General features: G+C 68.3%; 1 protein-coding gene. It reads right to left on the reverse strand.

Annotated elements, in window-relative coordinates; translation table 11 throughout:
• Positions 1-27: 27 nt before the first annotated feature.
• Positions 28-1,938 (reverse strand): cell division protein FtsK, encoded by a 1,911-nt coding sequence (locus tag C1A33_RS24290; protein ID WP_133150809.1) that lies wholly within the window; start codon positions 1,936-1,938, stop codon positions 28-30.
• Between the last annotated feature and the right edge of the window lie 163 nt (positions 1,939-2,101).

A 2,101-nucleotide genomic window follows, 5' to 3' on the forward strand; every position in this document is an offset into this window, starting at 1 on the left:
GGGGGTGGTGTGGGGTGGGTGTGGCCGCTACCCGGTTGCGGCGGGTGGGCTACCGGCCGCGCGGGGGGGTGGGGGCTGTATGGCCGCGGGGCGTGCGCCCTTGAGCACCGTTCCGCGCCGCTTGACGTCCACGCTGGGCACGCCCAACGCGCGTACTTGGGCGCTGACCACGTCGGCGGTCACGTCGGCGTAGACGTCCGGGGCGGTGGCTGACAGCCGTTCGGCGATCTCTGCCCAGTGCAGTCCGGGTTCCCCGGCGAACACGGCGGCGACGTCTGCGAGGACATCGCGGCGCGCGGGCACCGGTACCCCGGCGGCCTGCCCGGTCAGCGTGCGCGCGGCCTGCCGTAGCGCACGCGCCGCATGAATGATCTGCTCGGCGTGCTGGGCGTCCGCGAGAAACGTTCTCACGGTCGGGTTCGCGTCCGACGCGCCACGCAGGATTCCGACCCCCTTGTGTTGCGGGAGCAGCGTGGACGAGTCCAATCCTTCCGTGTACGCACCGGACCCGAGAACGAGATCCGACACTTGCCAGGAACCGGTTTTCAGCGCGAAGCGGATAATGTGGTTGTCGCGGAAGTCGGTGAACCTTCGGGAGGTTTCCCCGCTGCTGCCGATCCCGGACGGTCGTTGTGTGGCGCTGCCGATGATGACACCGGCCGCAGGTGCCACTCGGATGAGGTAGACGAGCAGCTCGGCTATTTCCTTGTCCGCGTCCTGGTTGCCGGTGTTGAAGTATTCTTGGAATTCGTCGAGGGCGAGCAACCAGACGGGCATGCCGTAGTCCGGGTCGCGGGCTATGTCCCGTGTGAGCTTGCCCTCCGGACAGATCGCCGGGGGAAGCTTGGACAACTCGACGTAGCGGCGTTGGACGTCTTTTTTCAGCTCCCGCAGTGTGAACAGGAGAGTGTCGATGGGGTCGCCTGAGATGTCGGGTGCCAGGCCGAATCCGCACCGGTCCGCTACCAGCGAGAAGATGCGCCAGTCAGGTTTCCCACCACCATCGAAAACGGAGATTCGCACGTACGGGTCAAGGGCGGCATAGAGCGCCAGTGACCGCAACGCGAATGTTTTTCCCTGCCTCGGTTGAGCGCCTATCAGGATGCTGTTCCACATCATGTCGAGCGCCACCGGGCGCCCCCGTTCGTTGAGGCCGAACGGGGCGGGTTTCCAAATATCCGTTGGTTTCCGGGCGAGTAGTGGGGTGGTTCCGGCGGGAAGGGCGAGCGGGTCACGGTCCGCGACCCACAGGACATGTCGGCGGACGCTGCTGTCATCGCGGGAGATGAATACCTGTGATGTGGAGACGTCGAGCCCGGACGCGATACTAGGTAGGGTGCGAACCGCGTCCGTTAGACCTTTCCCATAAGGAAGATCAACGACAACGCGGGAGCCTTCCCCTTCCCGGGCCATCGGTGATCCGAAGGTGATTTGCTGATCCGGCTTGTCCGGATTCCCGAGCTTGGCCGCATAGTAGGCGCGCAACACGATGTCGGCCGTCAATCGGCGGAATCTCGGGGTCACGATGGCGGGGGGTATGAGGGGCCGTCCGGGGTCACGCCCCGCGCGGGCCAGCATGCCGACCAGTGCGAGGCAGACGACCGCGAGCCACGGGGTAGGCAGCGTGGGAAGGAGCAGCGTCCACGCGGCGACCACGGCGCCCACGCCGGCGGTGACGGCGAGCCCGCGCGCCCGGCGGGTCCCGCGTAGCTCCCGAGCCAGCTTGAGCCACAGGGCAGCGTCCCCCGCCGACGTCGCGGACTCTAGGAGACGGTCTGTTTCGGGCAGGCTTGCCCACGCGGTCACCCGCGTAGCGGTGCGCACCGCGCCGACCATCGCCGCGCGCAGGACCACCACGGCGTACCAGGGGACGCGTACGGCGTGGTAGGCGACGATGTGGCGCCAGCGTCCGGCGGTGTGCCGCACGGTCGCGGGCAACGTGTCGCGTCGCAGCGACGGGGGGATGATCGGTCGCCGTTCCACCTCGACGGGCGCGGGGGGCGGCGGGTCGACGGGCACCGGCAACGCGGCGCCGACCGGCTCGACGTCGAGGGGAACATCAAAGCTGCTGTCCAGGGGGGCGGGGGCACCCCCCGGGTAG

This window comes from Frankia canadensis (genome assembly GCF_900197875.1).
GTDB classification, from domain to species: Bacteria; Actinomycetota; Actinomycetes; order Frankiales; family Frankiaceae; genus Frankia; species Frankia canadensis.